This window comes from Massilia agilis (genome assembly GCF_024756255.1).
In the GTDB taxonomy this organism is placed as follows: domain Bacteria; phylum Pseudomonadota; class Gammaproteobacteria; order Burkholderiales; family Burkholderiaceae_D; genus Telluria; species Telluria agilis.
In genome coordinates, this window is sequence record NZ_JANUHB010000002.1 from 1,137,619 (window position 1) to 1,153,626 (window position 16,008).

The 16,008-nt window shown below is 61.4% G+C and carries 20 protein-coding genes; 18 read left to right on the plus strand and 2 right to left on the minus strand.

The annotated features are described in order from the left end of the window. Positions 1-7 precede the first annotated feature (7 nt). The 18 genes from NX774_RS12195 (at position 8) to NX774_RS12280 (ending at position 14,464) form a co-directional block, all read left to right on the plus strand. Positions 8-1,459: a phage major capsid protein gene (locus NX774_RS12195; protein ID WP_258822445.1), complete on the plus strand. Its 1,452-nt coding sequence runs from the start codon at positions 8-10 to the stop codon at positions 1,457-1,459. Positions 1,460-1,528: 69 nt separating this feature from the next. Then, positions 1,529-1,951 carry a hypothetical protein gene (locus tag NX774_RS12200; RefSeq protein WP_258822446.1) on the plus strand — a complete coding sequence of 141 codons (423 nt, stop codon included), beginning with the start codon at positions 1,529-1,531 and terminating at the stop codon, positions 1,949-1,951. A gap of 57 nt (positions 1,952-2,008) precedes the next feature. Beyond that, entirely contained in the window at positions 2,009-2,617 is a 609-nt protein-coding gene (locus tag NX774_RS12205; protein WP_258822447.1) for a head-tail connector protein, read from the plus strand. Between the two features lie 14 nt (positions 2,618-2,631). Further along, on the plus strand, positions 2,632-2,931 hold the full coding sequence (locus NX774_RS12210; RefSeq protein WP_258822748.1) for a phage head closure protein: 300 nt from the start codon (positions 2,632-2,634) through the stop codon (positions 2,929-2,931). Then, positions 2,928-3,449 (plus strand): HK97 gp10 family phage protein, encoded by a 522-nt coding sequence (locus NX774_RS12215; protein WP_258822448.1) that lies wholly within the window; start codon positions 2,928-2,930, stop codon positions 3,447-3,449. The genes NX774_RS12210 and NX774_RS12215 overlap by 4 nt, the downstream gene beginning before the upstream one ends. Then, positions 3,446-3,799 carry a tail completion protein gp17 gene (gp17, locus tag NX774_RS12220; RefSeq protein ID WP_258822449.1) on the plus strand — a complete coding sequence of 118 codons (354 nt, stop codon included), beginning with the start codon at positions 3,446-3,448 and terminating at the stop codon, positions 3,797-3,799. Before NX774_RS12215 ends, gp17 begins: the two co-directional genes overlap by 4 nt. 109 nt (positions 3,800-3,908) lie before the next feature. Continuing rightward, on the plus strand, positions 3,909-4,556 hold the full coding sequence (locus NX774_RS12225; RefSeq protein WP_258822450.1) for a phage tail protein: 648 nt from the start codon (positions 3,909-3,911) through the stop codon (positions 4,554-4,556). A gap of 102 nt (positions 4,557-4,658) precedes the next feature. Then, the gene (locus NX774_RS12230; protein ID WP_258822451.1) at positions 4,659-5,096 is read left to right on the plus strand and encodes a phage tail assembly chaperone; all 438 of its coding nucleotides are present in this window, start codon (positions 4,659-4,661) and stop codon (positions 5,094-5,096) included. Between the two features lie 62 nt (positions 5,097-5,158). After that, the gene (locus NX774_RS12235) at positions 5,159-5,407 is read left to right on the plus strand and encodes a DUF1799 domain-containing protein (protein ID WP_258822749.1); all 249 of its coding nucleotides are present in this window, start codon (positions 5,159-5,161) and stop codon (positions 5,405-5,407) included. Positions 5,408-5,489: 82 nt separating this feature from the next. Then, positions 5,490-5,654 (plus strand): hypothetical protein, encoded by a 165-nt coding sequence (locus tag NX774_RS12240; protein WP_258822452.1) that lies wholly within the window; start codon positions 5,490-5,492, stop codon positions 5,652-5,654. 6 nt (positions 5,655-5,660) lie between these two features. After that, positions 5,661-10,334, plus strand: a complete 4,674-nt coding sequence (locus tag NX774_RS12245) for a phage tail length tape measure family protein (protein WP_258822453.1) — start codon at positions 5,661-5,663, stop codon at positions 10,332-10,334. Next, on the plus strand, positions 10,331-11,392 hold the full coding sequence (locus NX774_RS12250; protein ID WP_258822454.1) for a hypothetical protein: 1,062 nt from the start codon (positions 10,331-10,333) through the stop codon (positions 11,390-11,392). Before NX774_RS12245 ends, NX774_RS12250 begins: the two co-directional genes overlap by 4 nt. Next, positions 11,389-12,375, plus strand: a complete 987-nt coding sequence (locus NX774_RS12255) for a hypothetical protein (RefSeq protein ID WP_258822455.1) — start codon at positions 11,389-11,391, stop codon at positions 12,373-12,375. The genes NX774_RS12250 and NX774_RS12255 overlap by 4 nt, the downstream gene beginning before the upstream one ends. Next, the gene (locus NX774_RS12260; protein ID WP_258822456.1) at positions 12,372-12,839 is read left to right on the plus strand and encodes a hypothetical protein; all 468 of its coding nucleotides are present in this window, start codon (positions 12,372-12,374) and stop codon (positions 12,837-12,839) included. The genes NX774_RS12255 and NX774_RS12260 overlap by 4 nt, the downstream gene beginning before the upstream one ends. Then, entirely contained in the window at positions 12,840-13,295 is a 456-nt protein-coding gene (locus NX774_RS12265; protein WP_258822457.1) for a hypothetical protein, read from the plus strand. It begins immediately after the preceding gene. Between the two features lie 11 nt (positions 13,296-13,306). Beyond that, positions 13,307-13,507, plus strand: coding sequence for a phage holin family protein (locus NX774_RS12270; protein WP_258822458.1), 201 nt, complete (start codon positions 13,307-13,309; stop codon positions 13,505-13,507). A gap of 1 nt (position 13,508) precedes the next feature. Then, entirely contained in the window at positions 13,509-13,985 is a 477-nt protein-coding gene (locus NX774_RS12275) for a hypothetical protein (RefSeq protein ID WP_258822459.1), read from the plus strand. Further along, the gene (locus NX774_RS12280; RefSeq protein ID WP_258822460.1) at positions 13,982-14,464 is read left to right on the plus strand and encodes a lysozyme; all 483 of its coding nucleotides are present in this window, start codon (positions 13,982-13,984) and stop codon (positions 14,462-14,464) included. The genes NX774_RS12275 and NX774_RS12280 overlap by 4 nt, the downstream gene beginning before the upstream one ends. Here NX774_RS12280 and NX774_RS12285 read toward each other — a convergent pair. Both NX774_RS12285 and NX774_RS12290 read right to left on the minus strand, forming a co-directional pair. Continuing rightward, on the minus strand, positions 14,461-14,937 hold the full coding sequence (locus NX774_RS12285) for a T6SS effector amidase Tae4 family protein (RefSeq protein ID WP_258822461.1): 477 nt from the start codon (positions 14,935-14,937) through the stop codon (positions 14,461-14,463). The genes NX774_RS12280 and NX774_RS12285 overlap by 4 nt on opposite strands. Further along, a complete protein-coding gene (locus tag NX774_RS12290) occupies positions 14,934-15,317 on the minus strand; it encodes a Rap1a/Tai family immunity protein (protein WP_258822462.1) in 384 nt (127 codons plus the stop codon). The genes NX774_RS12285 and NX774_RS12290 overlap by 4 nt, the downstream gene beginning before the upstream one ends. Positions 15,318-16,008 lie beyond the last annotated feature (691 nt).

The window sequence follows — 16,008 nt, forward strand, 5'->3', positions numbered from 1 at the left end:
ACTGAACATGAAAAGCAACCTGAACATGCAGCGCAAGCTGACCATCGGCCTCATCGCCCTGCTCTCGATCTTCGCGATCTTTGCACTGATGGGCCACCCGCTCATCCCCCACGACGTTTTCGCTTCGCTCGGGACTGCCGGCATGATGCCGTTCGCTGGTGAAATCGACCTGAAAGGCGTGAAAGAAGCGCTCGAAAAGCAAGGCGGCGCCTGGGAAGAGTACAAAAAGACCAACGATGCCCGCCTCAAGGCGATCGAGGAAGGCAAGGGTACGGCCGATCTCGAAGCCAAGCTGGCCGAAATGGAAAAAGACCTCAAGCAGGCCGGCGACGAGCTCAAGGAAATCGCTCTCAAGTCGAAGCGTCCGCAATTGTCGTCGGAGGGTGAACAGAAAGCAGCTGCTGTGCTGAAGGCGTTCAACGCCAAGGGACTAGCCGCGGCGATCGAAGCCGGCAAGTCGTTCGCTCCCCTGTCGGCCGACGGCTACGCCGAGTACAAAGCTGCCATGAGCCAGTACATTCGCCAAGACCTCAAGGGTCTATCGGCTGAGCAGCTCAAAGCCATCAACGTGGGCAATGCTGGCCAAGGCGGCTTCCTGGTGGGCGAAGAAATGGAAGCAGGCATCGATCGCGTGATCGGCAGCTACAGCTCCATGCGCCAGATCGCCACCGTCCGCTCCATTGGCCAGGCCAGCTACAAGAAGCTGGTGAAGGTCACCGGCACTTCGGGTGCCAAACGTGGCGGTGAGAACACCACGCCGACGAACGGCAACAGCCCAAGCTGGGTCGAGCTGGAATTCAAGGCCGGCACCTACATTTCCGAGCAGCGCATCACCAGCGAAGCGCTGGAAGATGCCGTGCAGGACGTGGAAAGCGACCTGCAGGACGAAATCGGCATGGAATTCGCCGAAATGGAAGGGTCTGACTTCATCGACGGCGACGGTATCAACGGCCCGCGCGGCCTGCTAGCCTATGGCATGGTCGAAAACGACGGCTGGGAATGGGGCAAGGTTGGCTACGTGAAGTCCGGGGGCGCCGCCGCCTTCGCCGCGACCAACCCGAGCGACCGCCTGATCGACCTGCAGCACTCGCTGAAGCGCCAGTTCCGAGCCAATGCCGTCTGGACGATGAACGACGCAACGCTGGCTGCAATCCGCAAGTTCAAGGACGGCAACGGTATCTACCTGTGGGCGCCGTCCGGCCTGCTGAACGGTGTCGCCGGTCAGCTGCTTGGTCACGGCGTTGTTACCGACGACTTCATGCCGGACTTGGGGGCCAACACGTTCCCGGTAGCCTTCGGTGACTTCAAGCGTGCGTACTACGTCATCGACCGCAAGGGCATCGCCGTTCTGCGCGATGCGGCCAGTGCCTTCCCGCACGTCCGCTTCCTCGCCCGCAAGCGCGTGGGTGGCGGCATCGCCAACTTCCAGGCGGTGAAGCTGCTCAAGTGCGAGGCCTGATCGCGTACTGAGCCCTGAAAGCGCCACCGTCGGGTGGCGCTCACTGAACCTCCATCCAAGGACAAAGACATGAAAGACCTGATGAACCTGATTTCCCCGAAACTGGCCATCGCGCCGGTTTCCGTCCCTGACAATACCGCCCAAGTGGGCCAAGTGATCGATCGCCAGGGCTTCGACTCGCTCACCTATGTGATCGTTTCCGGCGCCCTCGTGGATGCTGATGCCACCTTTACCACCCTGCTGGAAGAAGGCGACCAGGCGAACATGAGCGATGCGGCCGCGGTGGCCGATGCAGACCTGATCGGGACCGAAGCGCTGGCCAGCTTCACTTTTGCGGATGACAACAAGTGCTTCAAGCTGGGCTACAAGGGCGCGAAGCGGTACACCCGCCTGACCATCACCCCTGCAAACAACGCCTCGGCCGGCCTGATTTCGGCCATCGCCGTCCTGGGCTTCCCGGCACTGGCGCCGACCGCCAATCCGCCGGCGTAATAGCCAGCATCCCCGTAACGGGCGCTCTGCGGAGCGCCCTTTTTCGTGCGAGTTCGAATGGCTTTGAAGCTCATCACCGCGCCCACCGCGGAGCCGATCACGCTGGACGAGGCCAAAGCCCATCTTCGCGTGGAAGGCACCGACGATGACGCCTATATCACGTCCCTGATCGCTGCCGCCCGTCAGTCGGTGGAAAGCCTTACCGGCCGCGCACTCATGTCTCAGGCGTGGGAGCTGGCGCTGGATGAGTTTCCCCGTTCCTGCGCAGCTGATTACCGCTCGCTGGGGCGGTACCAGGCCGCGATCGATATTCCGATGCCACCGCTGGTAAGCATCGAGAGCATCAAATACGTTGACACCGCTGGCGTGCAGCAAACGCTAGACGACTCTGCGCGCCAGGTAGACGACTACAACGCCCCTGCCCGGGTCGTACCTGCCTATGGGACGACCTGGCCTGCCGCGCGCTGCCAGCCGAATGCAGTGTTGATCCGATTCGCGTGCGGTTATGCAAGCGCTGCTGCCGTGCCTCAGGAGATCAAAGCGTGGATGCTGCTCCGGATCGGAATGCTATACGAGAACCGGGAATCAGTTGCGGCCGGCGTGACGCTCGCGGAGCTGCCGCACGTTGATAGGCTGCTGGATGCTTACCGGGTGTGGGGGGCCTGATGCGTGCTGGGCAGATGAGGGACAGGGTAAGGGTTTACCGAAAGGTGGCTGGGACCGGCTCGGTTGGCCAGCCAACGACGAGCCTTGAACTGGTACGCCCGGCATGGGCCGACGTCAGGATGCTCGGCGGGCTTGAGACGGTGCGCGCCGACGCCCAGGTAAGCGTGGCGCGCGGGTCCGCCCGTCTGCGCTACTGCACGGACATTACCGAAGGGATGGTAGTTGAATACGCTGGCGCAAAGTACAAGGTCACGGCCCAGCTCCCGAACCGCGCCGATGGGTACGTCGATTTGACGCTGGAGAGCATCAAGTGAGCTTTCTTGCAGTCGATATGGGCAGTCTCGATCGGCTGCTTGATGACTTGGGCGACAAGGCCGAGGCTGCGGCCCGGCCAGCAGCGCAGGCAGCATCGCAAGTGCTATACGACGAGGTAGAGCGGAACGTTGCGGCGATTCGGCAGAGGACGGGCAAACTTTTGGCCAGCATCTACCAGGTGTACTCGCAAGACAACAGCGGGGAAGGCCGGGCGACGTACCACGTTAGCTGGAACCACCGCAAGGCGCCCCACGGCCAGCTGGTCGAGTTTGGCCATATTCAGCGTTACGTGACATACCTGGGCAAGGACGGCAATTTCTACACTGCCGTTCGGCCGGAAATGCGCGGCAAGAAGAAGCCGCCCCGGACGGCATCGCAGGCAGTGAAGGACGCCTACTACGTGCCCCTTCCGGCGCCCAAGCAGGTTCCGGCACAAGCATTCGTGCGCCGGGCAGTAGTGAAGTTCCCCCAGGCTGAGGCGGCGGCTGCCGATGAACTGATGAAGGCTATGCAATGACGCTCGAGGAACGGCTTACTTCCCTGCTGCGAGGGATCTGCCCGAACATCTATCGGACGGTGGCGCCGTTCGACGCACCGCGCCCGTACGTGACCTACCAGCGCATCGGCGGTAACTCGCTGGTGTGGATGGATAACACCTTGGCCGACAAGCGTAATGCGCTCTGCCAGATCAATACCTGGGCCGAGGATCCCGCGCAATCTGACGCGCTGATTCAGGCCATTGAAAGTGCCCTGCTCGCCTCACCAGACTTGAAGGCCGAACCGCAGGGCGAATCGCAGGACGCCAGTGAGCCGGACATGGAGCTCTACGGCGCCCGACAGGATTGGAGCATTTGGGCTGATCGATAACGGTCAGTCTCGGTAACCGAAGCCGCCGCGGAGCGATCCCGGCGGCTTTTTTCATGCCCGCAAGGGTGTCACAGCCCGAGAGGGCTTTTTTTAATCTGAAAGGCCCATCATGAGTCTGAGTCTCCCGAATGGCACCACGTACGCGGTTGCTTCGGCTTACGCCGCAGCTATCGCCGTGTCCGCCGCAAGCAACGCAACGGAATGCGTTCTGACGACCGCCACCAACACCTACGCTATCGGTGACTTCATCGAATTTACCAGCGGCTGGGACAACGCAAATCTGCGTGTCTTCCGTGTGAAGGCCGCCGCTGCGACCTCGGTTACCCTGGAAGGATTCGACACCACCAGCACCACCCTTTTCCCGGCCGGCGCCGGCATCGGATCGGTGCGCAAAATCAGCACCTGGCAGAACATCCCGCAGGTGCTCTCCTGCGATGCCAGCGGCGGCGATGCGCAGTACACGACCGTTTCCCCGATCGCTAGTAAGGTAGACGTGAACCTGCCGAACGGCTTTTCGGCCATGTCACTGGCCCTGACCATTGGCGACGACCCGACCCTGCCACACCATGCGGTCCTCAAGGCGGCCAGCATCGCCCAGACCCTGATGGCAGTGAAAGCCACGTTGCCGAACGGTGGCCCGCTCCTGGCAAACGGCTACTGCAGCTTCAACGAGACGCCGACCATGGCGAAGGGCCAGGTGATGGCTGTCAAGGCCAGCTTTGCGCTGCTCAACATGCCGGTCCGCTACGCGACCTGATCCGGCCTGCCGGCCCGCTGCCGACTGGATGGCGGCGGGCTTTTCCCCGCGTCCGGTAGCTCCTGACGCGGCTTTTTCATCATAACCGCAAGGACAACAACCATGGCAGACGAAAAGAAAGTGAAGATCAAGCTGGGCGCCCGCCCTAAATCGTTCAAACATACGGTGAGCTTCCCGATGGTCGATGGCACAGTCGGCTGCATCGAAGTGACCTACAAGTACCGTACCCGGCGCGAGTTCGCCGGCTTCATCGACGATCTACAGGCTACCGCTAAGACGCAGGCCGACGCCTACGCTGCCAAGGCGAAAGCCCAACTCGAGCAGGATGGCACCGTACCGATGCCAACCCAGAAGGAGCTGCTTGAATTCGGCCTGTCCGGCAGCGTCGACTTCATCATGGCCTCCGTCGAGGGCTGGAACCTGGACGAGAAGTTTGACCGTACCGCGGTCGAACAGCTGGCGGATGAAGTGCCGGCCGCGATTCCGTCCATCATGGAAGCCTACCGCGGAGCGATCAACGAGGGCCGGCTGGGAAACTGATAGCGGTAGCCCGCGCGCTGTACGCGCAGCTACCATCCACCGAAAAACTTGGCCAGTGGGGTCTGAGCCCAGAAGACTTCGCCGGTGAGCCTGTCGAGGTCTGGCCGGAGAACTGGCCAACCTTCTCCCTATTCTGCGACCTACAGACCCAGTGGCGTGTTGGCGCCGGGGGGCCGGTGGGACTCGATTACAACACCCTCTTCCACAAGATGGACCGTATGCAGCTGGGTCCGGATGAATACGACCATCTTGAAAGCGACATCAGAACGATGGAGCACGAAGCCTTGGCTGTGATGGCCGAGGCCGATTGAACACCGAAGCATCTAAGCAAAAAGCCCTGTACGTTCCCGCGTACAGGGCTTTTTTATTTCCACCGACTAGCGAGATTAGCCGATGAAAGTTGAAAAGCATAGTACACAAATCATGACGGAAATTAAAGGACAACTGGCGCCGAAGGACAGCTTTCGTGCTCTATGTGTCGTTTACCTGCCGCAAACCATCGCTGCTTTCGGCGTGCTTCTGGTCGGTATAGCCGCTGTGATCGCGGCATTGAGGTAGTCAGCCATGACTGAAGAGCGCCGAATTCAGCTGGTAGCCGAGGTCGATACCACGCAGACCCGCACTGGCTTTGCCGAGATCGGCCAGCAGGCCGGCCAGATGGCCAATGCCGTCGAACGCCAGGGTGATCGTGCCGAGCAGGCCGTTGCCGGCATCGGCAATGGCGCGAGTACCGCTGCCCGCAACGTCGAGGCAGCTCAGCGTAGCCTGATTGCTTCGATCCAGCGTACTACCGCACAGATGGAGGCAGGGTCGCGCACCAACGCGCAGTACTTCGAAGTCCTTGCTCGCCAGCGCGGAGTAGACCCGAACGTCCTGACCCCCTACCTGAACCAACTGCGAGCCGTTCAGCAGGCGCAAAACCAAACTGGCGCGTCTTCCGCCCAGGTGGCAAACGCCATGCGATTAGTGCCAGCCCAACTCAGCGACATCGCTGTGCAGTTGGCCGGTGGACAATCTCCGGTCATGGTGATGATGCAGCAGGGATCGCAGTTGCGCGACATGTTTGGCAGCATCCCGGCTGCTGCACGCGGCGTTGCTTCATCGCTAATGGGCCTGGTCACCCCGTACACGGCCCTAGCCGCAGCCATTGCCGCAGTTGCCTTTGCCTACAAGTCAGGATCCGACGAGGCAGCATCCTACTCGCGCGAACTGGCCATCACCAACAACGCTGTCGGCGCAACCGTCAGTCAAATGTCCGCCGCTGCATCTGAAATACGGCAGATAACCGGATCCAAGGGCGCTGCAGGCGATGCATTGAACGCGCTCGTCGGTACCGGTCAAGTCGCGGTTGAAAATCTTCAGCGGTTCGGTCTGCTTGCGGTCCAAGTGCAGGACACGGTTGGGCGCAGCATCAATGACACGGCAAATGATTTTGCCGAGCTGGGCCGGACGCCATTGGCTGCTCTGGAAAAGATCAACGAAAAGTACCACTTCATCACTGCCGCGACCTATGCGCAGGTAAAGGCGCTGCAGGACCAGGGTAAGGCGACGGAAGCCGCCAACGTAGCACAGCTGGCCTATGCTGACGGCATCGAGCGCCAGAAAGACCGGGTGCTGCAGACGATGCAAAGTTGGGAGAAGGCGTGGCTGGGCCTGAAGATGTACGCCGCTGACGCTGCCAACTGGACGATTGACCTGTTCGGTGGCCGCACTAAGTCCGATTTTGAGCAGATCAACTCGCTGTTGGCTGACCGTGCTGGCTTGGAGGAAAACCAGCGCCGGGCCCGGGCGCGTGGGTTGACTGCGACGGTCGCGGAATACCAGGCGGAGCTCGATGCTAACAAGCGCGCCATCGATTCTATCCACGACAAGGGCAAGGCACAGCGCGAATCCGCCAAGGCAGAGGGCGATGCCGTCCAGATCACCGAGGCGCGCAACAAGTGGTTGGCGGAGGGCGACAAGTACCTTAGCCGCTCGTCGCAACTTGAGCGAGACCTGACGAAGGCCCGCAACGAGGGTGCGGCCGCGCATCTGTCGCAGGCCGACATCGAAAAGCGGTTGGCAGATATTCGCAAGGCATACTCGGACATCTTCAACGACCAGATCGATGCGCGGATCGCCAAGCTGCAGCGGCTCGACCAGGTGCAGGACGTGCTGACCCAGCGCGAACTTGCCCGCGTGGCTGCCCGGAAGGCGCTTGGCGATATCAGCGAGGCCGATGCGATCAACCAGACCGCTGCCGCGGAGCTAGCCGCCTTCGACCGCAAGAAAAAGCTGATCGAGGATGAGATTTCTGAGACGCGCAAGAAGGCCAACAGCGACAAGACGCTAGCTGACCTGCGCGGGCAGCTCGACGTGCTTGATGAGCAGCGCACCAACCGCGCAAAGCAGCGTAACAATGATCTGGCCCTCGTTGAACAGCGACGCCTGCAGGCGTCGATGGCGCTGTACACCAGCGGGATCGTAGCTGCCACGGCTGAGCGCAACTCGCTCATAGCCACCATCGAGGCACAATTCCAGTACAACCAAGAAATCGGCCTGAGCCAGACCCAAGTGGCCGACCTGCACGCCGCACGACTGGACAACGCAGCCGCCCTCAAGGAAGAGGCAGCGGCCGCGCTGGAGGCACTCGACCCGTCCAGCGAACTGGCTGCCAATTACCGAGAGCAGGCGCAGGCCCTGCGCGACCTGGGCGACGCGATGATGCGCGGCGCCGGCCGCCAGCAGCGCTACGACCAGTTCAAGCAGGCCGTCAGCGACTACGACCAGATCTTCAAACAAGGTTTCGCTGACATGCTCAACAACGGCGAGGCGGGCTGGCACTCGTTCACGAAGTCGCTGGTCACCACTTTCAAGACCTCCGTCGCGGACGAGCTGCACAAGATGTTCGCGCGCCCGTTCGTGGTGCAGCTGGTCGGTGCCTTCACCGGCGTGAGCCAGCAGGTAATCGCGGGCGAGATCGCCGCCAGCGCCCCGGTGCTGGGCGGCGCCGCGACCGGGCTCGGTGGTGCAGCCGGGCTGGCCTCGGCATTCGGCGCCGGCGGCGTCGGCGGCTCCCTGATGGCTGGCGCCGGCTGGCTCACCGGTTCGAGCACTTTGGCCGGATCGCTGGGCGCTGCAGGCTCGCTGATCGGCAGCGGTTCGATGGCCGGCATCGCCTCCGGCATCGGCATGGGCATAGGCGCATTGGGCCCGATCGCGCTTGGTATCGCGGCTGGTGCATCTCTGTGGAATAAGGCATTCGGCATGGGCGACAAGCAGGTCACCAGCGCCGGCATGCGCGGAACGCTGTCGGCCGCCGGGCTGATGGGAGAGAATTATTCCAGCTGGCATCAGGACGGCGGCTGGTTCCGTAGCGATAAGAACGGCACCGATGTCAGCGCCTTTTCCTCCGCCGTCAGCAAGCAGTTCACGCAGGGATTCGCTTCGATCGAAGACGCCGCTGCGAACATGGCGCAATCAATCGGTCTGTCCGCCGGCATGCTCGACGGCTACAGCAAGACCTTCGACATCGCGCTAGGAAAGGACCAGGCTGCAAATGAGAAGGCCATCACCGACTTCTTCACCGGCCTGTCCGATGAGATTGCGAACAAGCTGGTGCCGAACCTGGACCAGTTCGGCAAATCGGGCGAGAGCGCATCGGCCACGCTGCAGCGCCTGGCCGGCGACTTCGACGCCACCAACACCATGGCCCAGATGCTGGGCAAGTCGGCGCTGGCGGTGTTCGGATCGCTGGGAATGGATTCGGCCGCAGCGCGCGAGCGGCTGGTCGGCCTGTTCGGCGGCACCCAGTCGCTCGGCCAGCTGACCAGTTCCTATGCCCAGAACTACCTGACTGAGGCCGAGCGCCTGAAGCCGGTGCAGGAAGCGCTCGACGCCGCGATGGCCAGCCTAGGCCTGTCGTGCGTGACCACCCGCGAGCAATTCAAGGCCACTGTCGATGCGCTCGACCTTACCACCGAGGCTGGCGCCAACCAGTTCGCCGCGATGATGAAGCTGGCCGACGCCTTTGCCAAGGTGCATCCTGAGATCCAGTGGACCGCGGATGCCATCCAAGCGATGAAAGACGCGGCTGGCGGCCTACTTGGGAACGTGGATAGCGCTTACTCGGTCGTGCAGAAGGTGGCCGAGCGCGACAAAGCTGCCATTCAGAAGACCGTCGATGCGCACCAGGCGGCGGTAGATCGGCTGCTCGGCCTATCCCAAGCCGTGCACAGTGCTTTCGACAGCTACAAGACACCGGAGCAGAAGGCATACGACCGCGCGGCCGCGCAAGCCGAGATCCGAGCGGACCTGGCGATTATGAAGGCCGGCGGCTTCCTGTCCGACGTACAGACCGAGTCCCTGAAAAAGGCGCTTGGGAACGCGACGCAGGACTCATCAGGGCAGTTCTCGACCTACACCGACTACCTGCGTGACCTGTACAAGACCCAAAACGACATTGCGGCCCTGGGCGATGTTACCGACGACCAGCTGACGGTCGAACAGAAGGCGCTGAAAGCAGCGGAAGATCAGCTCAAGGCGATCGACGACATGCTCGCCCAGCAGCAGCAGGCAATCGACGAGCTGAAGGGGATCAACGCCAACGGCCTAACTCTGGTTCAGGCAATCGAAGGGCTGCGTGGCGCCATCCTATCCGCCCAAACGAACCCGATAATTGGCGCTACCCAGGCCATCAATCAGGCCTACCAGTCGGCCCTCGGGCGCGCGCCAGATTCAGCCGGGCTTGATTGGTTCCTCAAGCAGATTGCCGCCGGGGTCCCAATTAGCGCTGTGCAGAACTCGATCTATACCTCGCCCGAAGCTCAACTACAGCAAATGTATCAAACCCTGCTTGGCCGTCCTCTGGACGCGGCCGGGAAGAACTTCTTCCTCGGGAATGGCGCTTCGATGGCAGACATCGAGGCGTCGATCATTGCTTCACCAGAGTACAAGAGCCGCATGGGCATTCCCGCCTTTGCTAGCGGCGGTGATTTCCTGGGCGGTCTGAGAATCGTTGGCGAGAGGGGTCCGGAGCTCGAGGCCACCGGCCCCGCGCGAATCTTCAATGCATCGCAGACCGCAAGCCTCCTGAGCCGGCTTTCCAGTCCAGCCGCTGATAATCGCGAGCTCATCCAAGAGCTTCGTAACCTGAAAGCCGAAATGGTCCCAGCATTGCAGCGCATCGCCAGCTACACCAACCGAACCGCAGTAACCAACGAAGACATGAACCGTCGAGAACTGGAAGCCCAGGCATGAAAGTAATCGCACCCTACGACTTGACGACTGATGGTGGCATTGCCCGTCCATCCCCAAAGAACGTGTACGACAGCACTGGGACGCTGGTGACGGTACCGGCCGGGCAGGTGGCGATTACCTACGACCCAAGCAACCTTGATGCGGCTCCGTGGGTAGCAATCGATGGAACGGATGTTGTGAGCACTACCGGCGCCTTTGTGTACTCCAACCTGCCAGAGAATGACGCACCAGCATGGAGCGCGGCGACGGCCTACGCTGTTGGCGACAAGTGCGTTCGCTTACATCGCGTCTACGAGGCCCAGCAAGCCAGTACCAACAAGCCTCCTGAGACCAACAGCAGTGGTACTGCACCAGCCTGGCTTGATCTCGGCGCGACTAATCAGCGCGCTTGCCTTGACCTTATTGTGGGCTCGACCTCTAGTGGACCGGATCGCCTTTTTTTCGTTTTCCGTCCCGGGAAATTCGCATCTGCCCTTGAACTCTTGAACATAGATGCGAACGACGTGCGGGTCTCGATGGTAGACGAGAACGGTGTTGCGCGGTACCAGCAAACCAAAGACCTTCGGATAAAGAAGCGCACGTTCACTGACTGGTTCTTTAAGCCAGTGGAACGCAAGACTTCGGCGGTCTTTGAAGGGCTACCGTTCTACTCCAAAGGGCTGATTACGTTGACCATTACCAAGGCTGGAAGCACTGCGAGCGTTGGTGAGGTTCTCATCGGCAGAACCTACAAGGTTGGCAAGCTGCAGTGGGAGCCGGAGATTCGTGGCCTACGATATTCGAAGATCACGACGGACGACTTCGGTCGCACTACCTTCCTCAAGCGGCGCGATGCCAAGGAGATCACTGCCGATGTGATGGTAGATAACGACGTGGTCGAGGAAGCGACACGAGTGCTCGATATCTATACAACACAGCCGCTCGGCATCTATGCAGACGTTGGTTCCAACAAGTTTGGCGGCCTGCTGACAGCCCTTGGCTTCGTTTCTGATTACCGTACCGTTCTCAAGTCGCCAGCTGGTTCACTCATCAACATCAAGATCCAAGGATTCGTATGACGATCACCTCGAAGATGCCGGCGCAACTGCCGAGCCAGGCGCGACCCGACACGTTGGATGTCGATACCGAAAATGTATTCGCCGCGCTTCCCGCAATCGTTGCGGAGATGGATGCGACGGCGGCAAGCATGAACGCCTATTCGGCTGGCACTGCGTACGCGATTCCCTATACGTTCGACGCGACCACGACGGATGCCGATCCGGGCGCCGGAAAGATCCGATTCGATAACGCTACGCAGAGCTCTACGACGACACTGCGCCTTGACCTGGTGGGATCGAACGGCGTCGATTACACACCGCTGCTCGATAGCTTCGATGCCTCGACCAGCGCGGTCAAGGGCCAACTGCGGATCGAGAAGGCCGCCGACCCCACCAAGTTCATCGCCTTCAACGTCACCGGGCGTGCAGCGCCCGCCGGGTACCGCAACATTGCCGTCAGCTACGTCGGCATCTCCGGCGCCAACCCATTCGCTACCGGCGACGCGCTCATATTGAAATTTCAGCGCACCGGCGATAAGGGCGATACCCCGAGTCTGGTCACGGGTGTGCTGCACCTGCGCGACGAGAAGCCGACTAACAGCGTCGGCGGCACCTCCACCGGTGGTGTCAACACCCGCACCTTGAATACCACCAGGCGCAACACGATCAGCGGGGCGACGGTATCAGGTAACCAGTGGACGCTGCCCGCCGGCACCTACCGAATGCAGGCCAATGCACCGTGCTGCGGCGCTGCCAGGCACCAGGCCTATATCTACAACGTCACGGATGCCGTTGCCTATGTGGGTGGGAGTGAGTTCGCCTCATCGTCGGCGCAGACTCGCTCGTTCGTGGCACCGGTCGAGGTGGTGCTGACTGCAGCGAAAACCTTCGAGCTGCGCCACTATGTCGCCCCTGCAGCCACCACCAACGACCTGGGCATTGGAGCCAGCGTAACCGGTCTGGTGGAGGTCTTTTCTGAGGTATTTGTGGAGAAACTGTCATGACGGAAACCATTGAGCAACAGGGGCCGCAGGCGTTTGGCTATGTGGTTTATGACCCGGAAACGCTCGCGCTCGTCGAATCTTGCTACCAAGTTCCTCCGGCAGCACACCTTGGCCGCCTCGTGGCGGTTGATGAAGAGACGCGCGCCAACTGGCTGCGTTACCAGGCCAATGCAGCCGGAGATGGGGTCGAATTGCTGCCGCCGGCACCGCCTGCTGCGCCAGCCGTGCCGCAGCAGGTCACGATGCGCCAGGCGCGGCTGGCCCTGCTGGATGCCGGTCTGCTTGCCAACGTCGATAGCGCCATCGACGCGCTGGCCAGCCCGCAGAAGGAAGAGGCCCGTATCGAGTGGGACTACTCGAGCTCGGTGGAGCGCAACCGCCAGATTGTCATACTGCTGGGCGCACAACTCGGGCTGGATGATGTCGCGCTCGACCAGCTGTTCATCGCCGCAGCGGCTAAGTAAATGCTACGCGCCGCCTTCTATAAAGGCACCCATGCCGGCCTGCCGGGTCTGTACAACCGGCTAGTACGCTGGTGGTGCAAGAGCGCCTATTCGCATGTGGAGCTCATATTCGCCAATGGCTTGGCTGCCTCCTCGTCGTACATGGATGGAGGCGTACGCTTTAAGGCCATCGACTTCGATCCAGTACGCTGGGACTTTGTAGAGCTTCCTGGATACCTAGAGGAGGCGGCATGGGCATGGTACGCATCGCATCTTGGCCAGCCTTACGACCTGCTCGGCAATCTGCACTTCGTAGTAGGCGGCATCGGTGACGACAAGCGTAAATGGTTCTGCTCCGAATCGGTGGCTGCTGCTCTCGGTCTGCCCGACCCTTGGCGGTACGACCCAGCGACACTGTATTCGACCCTGACGTTTCTCCAACCCGCTTCGGCGGGTTTTTTATTGCCCACGCCCTGAAAGGCCACCCCATGAAAAATCTCACCGCTCCCGAAGTCAGCAGCTATGCCGGCGCCGTTACCTCGATCGGTGCATCCCTCACCCTTACCGACTGGGGCGTTCTGATCGGTATCGCTACGGCCCTGATGACGTTCGCACTTAATGCAATCTATGCGTACCGCAAGGACCGGCGCGAGCAGCGGGAGTCCGATGCGCGCATGCAGGGGAAATGACATGCTGATGACCCTCATTTCCTTGCTAGGCGGCGGTGTCATGCGCCTGTTGCCCGAACTGATCGGCCTGTGGAACAAGGCCACCGATAACAAGCACGAGCTCGCCATGATGGACAAGCAGCTTGAGCTACAGCGCTTCAAGGGCCAGGACGAGCGCGAGACGATCAGCCTGCAAGGTGATATTGCCGAAGTCGGCGCGCTGCTGGACGCGCAGAAGGCGGCGCTGGCCGGGCAGATGCAGTTGACTGGCGTGCGCTGGGCGGACGCGCTCAACTTCTTAGTTCGCCCGGCGACGACCTACTTCTTCCTGCTGTTGTTCGGGCTCGTGAAACTTGCGACCATCGTGCTCGCGTTCCAGCAAACCGACGCATGGCATGCCATCTTGCAAAGCTGGGACGCCGACGACCGGGCAACGCTGTCCGGAATCCTCGCGTTTTGGTTCGTTGGCCGCGTTTTCGACAACAGGCAGCGCAAATGAACGACGCCATCACCGAGGCGCGGGCACTAATCGAACCGTCAGAACAGTGTCGCCTCAAGGCGTACCCGGACCCTAAATGGCACCGCGTACCGCGCACAGCTGCGAACTGGCATGAATGGGGAAAGCCGTGGACGTGCGGCTGGGGTGAGACAGAGGGCGTGACGGAAGACACCATCTGGACGCAGGATGAGGCCGACAGGCGGCGCGATCGGTGCATAGCCATCGTCCTGCTCGGTGTCGTCAAACGCTGCCCACAGCTGCACCTGGAGCCGCCCAAGCGTGTAGCAGCGTGCGTGAGTCTAGCCTACAACATCGGCCTCGGTGCGTTTGCTGCCAGTTCCGTTTGCCGCCTGACCAAGTCGAGGGAGTACGAGCGCGCTGCCGCGTCGTTCGGACTGTGGAACAAGGCCGGCGGCCGGGTGCTGCGCGGCCTCACGCTGCGTCGCCAGCTTGAAGCTGCGGCATACATGGCAGCTTAACGCAGCGGCCAGAACCAGACCTTTGCCGACTGCCAGTAGCAGTCATCTGAGCAGGCAGCATCCCCGTAGGTATCGGGCCCGACCAGGTCGATATGCCCCTGCCGGTCACTCCCGCCATACAGGCTAAAAAAGCTGATCACCCCACGGCGCGTACCGATCCCCTTGCGCGCCTGCTCCCCGCCAGCGTAGAACTCCGGCATCCCCCAGACGCGGCGCAGGTACTCGGATAGCTCGCGCTGACGCGACTCGATGCGTTTTCCCTTGTAGGGCCCTGTCTCGATGGTCAGGTAGCCGGGCTCGATCTTCATGCCAGAGCGCACCAGCGCCAAGCTCAGGCGAATGGCGCACGTGTTGTCCCAATTGTGATCCGCGATCTTCTCCGGGTGGCCTATCAGGTTGTACAGCGCCGCCTTGCCCACCGTTGCCTTAGCCGGGAACTGGATGCGCAGGTTCTCGAAGTAGCGCGTCATCATGACCTCCCGCCGCGGCATGGCCACGCTGACGCCCAAGCCTGCACGACCAGATCAGCAGCGTTCCGCTTGAGCTGGCTGGGCGGCATGGATCGCAGGGCATCAAGGGCAGCGGATTCAAGCACAGCCGGTTTGGGCCTCGTCTCGGCGCTATAGCACCATGCTTTTCCCTCGGTCGCATCATGCACGCCATGCAGGTATAGCTTTGCCTGCTGCTGTGCTAGGTTCTGCCTGGGCGTCAGGTCGAGATTATCGCGGGCGCCGTCCGGCCACTTCGCGAGCTCAAGAAGGCGCTCCCCGGTCATCCACGGGGACACGGCTGCCAGCTGGGCATGCGCGTGCGCGGCCAGTGCTGCCGCGATGAAGAATGAAATGTGTCGCATGGGTTTCCTTTCTCTGGAATACCCATGATCCAGAACTACCGGACTGAGTTACTGCGGCGGCACAACAGTCCGCTTGACGCACCCCCGCCGCCTGCCTGGGTCGGACATCACCCTGACGGCGATCTCAATACTGATCCCGGCGCAAGCGAGCATCGCGGAGACCGCCCGAGTCCCGCAAATTCCTTGGGCATCGAGTGCGAGGTCTACCAGGCGAGCTGTCTTGACGTCCCGGCGGCTAAGGATGGATGGACTGAGTGCTCTCATGCATGAAGCGTAGAACCATTCCATGCTGCAGGAGGTGACACAGGTCAACCTGCTACACTCCCGTCATGTACGTAAGAGCCAAACAACTATGCGAGCGCGGCCGGCGCCGATCCGACCAGGCAATAGCCGCGGATCCGGGCAAGGTGGGAGAATTAACGCTGGCCCAGGTTAGCGGCATCTGCGAGCTAAATCTGAACGACCCCGACAGCTCGGTGAATGCTCCGCTGTATCCGATACTCCGCGATGCTCGCCTAGTGACCATGCACGGTGAGAAGATGCTGTTTCACGGCATCCAGCGCCCCGACGGTCTCGGTGGCCCTGGCTATTTCCAAGAGTGGTCAGTGAAGCTGGAACCTAGGGTCAGCAGATGAATGTTTCCAAGAAGAATGACAGCATTTTGCCAGTTTGTCCCATGCTCTCATTCTCA

Coding starts and splice junctions, on each gene's coding strand:
- gp17 (WP_258822449.1), top strand. CDS start 3,446: ATGACGCTCGAGGAACGGCTTACTTCCCTGCTGCGAGGGATCTGCCCG.
- NX774_RS12285 (WP_258822461.1), bottom strand. CDS start 14,937: ATGATGACGCGCTACTTCGAGAACCTGCGCATCCAGTTCCCGGCTAAG.
- NX774_RS12275 (WP_258822459.1), top strand. CDS start 13,509: ATGCTGATGACCCTCATTTCCTTGCTAGGCGGCGGTGTCATGCGCCTG.
- NX774_RS12265 (WP_258822457.1), top strand. CDS start 12,840: ATGCTACGCGCCGCCTTCTATAAAGGCACCCATGCCGGCCTGCCGGGT.
- NX774_RS12270 (WP_258822458.1), top strand. CDS start 13,307: ATGAAAAATCTCACCGCTCCCGAAGTCAGCAGCTATGCCGGCGCCGTT.
- NX774_RS12240 (WP_258822452.1), top strand. CDS start 5,490: ATGAAAGTTGAAAAGCATAGTACACAAATCATGACGGAAATTAAAGGA.
- NX774_RS12255 (WP_258822455.1), top strand. CDS start 11,389: ATGACGATCACCTCGAAGATGCCGGCGCAACTGCCGAGCCAGGCGCGA.
- NX774_RS12205 (WP_258822447.1), top strand. CDS start 2,009: ATGGCTTTGAAGCTCATCACCGCGCCCACCGCGGAGCCGATCACGCTG.
- NX774_RS12290 (WP_258822462.1), bottom strand. CDS start 15,317: ATGCGACACATTTCATTCTTCATCGCGGCAGCACTGGCCGCGCACGCG.
- NX774_RS12250 (WP_258822454.1), top strand. CDS start 10,331: ATGAAAGTAATCGCACCCTACGACTTGACGACTGATGGTGGCATTGCC.
- NX774_RS12210 (WP_258822748.1), top strand. CDS start 2,632: ATGAGGGACAGGGTAAGGGTTTACCGAAAGGTGGCTGGGACCGGCTCG.
- NX774_RS12230 (WP_258822451.1), top strand. CDS start 4,659: ATGGCAGACGAAAAGAAAGTGAAGATCAAGCTGGGCGCCCGCCCTAAA.
- NX774_RS12225 (WP_258822450.1), top strand. CDS start 3,909: ATGAGTCTGAGTCTCCCGAATGGCACCACGTACGCGGTTGCTTCGGCT.
- NX774_RS12245 (WP_258822453.1), top strand. CDS start 5,661: ATGACTGAAGAGCGCCGAATTCAGCTGGTAGCCGAGGTCGATACCACG.
- NX774_RS12280 (WP_258822460.1), top strand. CDS start 13,982: ATGAACGACGCCATCACCGAGGCGCGGGCACTAATCGAACCGTCAGAA.
- NX774_RS12200 (WP_258822446.1), top strand. CDS start 1,529: ATGAAAGACCTGATGAACCTGATTTCCCCGAAACTGGCCATCGCGCCG.
- NX774_RS12260 (WP_258822456.1), top strand. CDS start 12,372: ATGACGGAAACCATTGAGCAACAGGGGCCGCAGGCGTTTGGCTATGTG.
- NX774_RS12195 (WP_258822445.1), top strand. CDS start 8: ATGAAAAGCAACCTGAACATGCAGCGCAAGCTGACCATCGGCCTCATC.